Raw genomic sequence first — 1,202 nt, 5'->3', positions numbered from 1 at the left:
AGGTCGGCGCGATGAATGGAGAGGTAAGGCGCGCCATAACGCTGGGCCATAGCGGCGCCAAGCGGCAACTCGCCCAGCAGCTGGCCCGATATGGCACTTCGCACCTGCAGGCGCTCGGGAATGGCAGCCACGGCCTGGAGCGCGTCGGCCAGCCCCCAGCCATGCAGCACTTTGACGACATTGGGACCGAGCTGGATGCCGGCGCCGACTTCGCTGAAGGCGCTGGCGCGTTCAAACAGGCGGACGTACCAGCCGGCGCGCGATACCGCGAGCGCCGCCGCCAATCCGCCGATGCCGCCGCCGGCTATCAGGGCTTGTCTGAACATCAAGCGAGCAACTGTCGCAGCACGAACGGCAAAATTCCGCCGTTGCGGTAGTAGTCGACCTCAATGGGTGTGTCCACGCGCAGTATCACGGTGACTTCCTCGCGAGAACCGTCGGCGCGCGTGATGACCAGTTTGGCTTCGCTTTGCGGCTTGAGCTCAGGGTGCGGAATCACGTCAATGACTTCATTTCCGGTGAGCTTCAAGGTCTGCCACGAATCACCCGGCTTGAACTGCAGGGGCAGCACGCCCATGCCCACCAGGTTGCTGCGGTGAATGCGTTCAAAGCTGCGCGCCACCACGGCCTTGATGCCGAGCAGCTGCGTGCCTTTGGCGGCCCAGTCGCGCGACGAACCTGTGCCGTATTCTTCTCCAGCAAAGATCACGGTGGGAGTGCCTTGGTCCATGTACTTCATGGCAGCGTCGTAGATGAACATCTTTTCGTTGCCGGGCTGGAACAACGTGACACCGCCTTCTTCGCGCGAGCCTTCCGCATCGGGCGGAATCATCAAATTTTTGATGCGCACATTGGCAAACGTGCCGCGCATCATCACGTCGTGGTTGCCGCGGCGCGCACCGTAGCTGTTGAAGTCGGCCTTCTGCACGCCGTTGGCCTGCAGCCAGAGGCCTGCCGGCGAGCTGGCCTTGATGGAGCCGGCCGGCGAGATGTGGTCGGTGGTGATGGAATCGGCAAACAGCGCCATGATGCGCGCACCCTTGACGGACACGCTGCCCGCCTCGCCCGCTTTCATGGTGAAGTCCTTGAAGAAAGGCGGCTCGGCGATGTAGGTGCTGGCCGGCCAGGTGTAAGACGTGCCTTTGACGCCCTTGATGTTTTCCCAGAGCTTGCCGGGCTCGGTCTTGACCTTGGCGTAATTG

The 1,202-nt window shown here is 62.6% G+C and carries 1 protein-coding gene and 1 pseudogene; both read right to left on the bottom strand.

The features are described 5' to 3' along the window. On the bottom strand, positions 1-326 hold a 326-nt coding region (locus AC1DWI_RS23825), incomplete at its 3' end, for an FAD-dependent monooxygenase (RefSeq protein ID WP_477725996.1). Further along, positions 326-1,202 (bottom strand): annotated as a pseudogene (gene acnA / locus AC1DWI_RS23820) (aconitate hydratase); the annotation flags it as partial. The pseudogene acnA and the gene AC1DWI_RS23825, both read right to left, overlap by 1 nt.

The organism is Polaromonas sp. P3_C2, from assembly GCF_056402675.1.
Note: the sequence above shows the minus strand (reverse complement) of the source record. Positions and strands in the feature narration are given on the sequence as shown.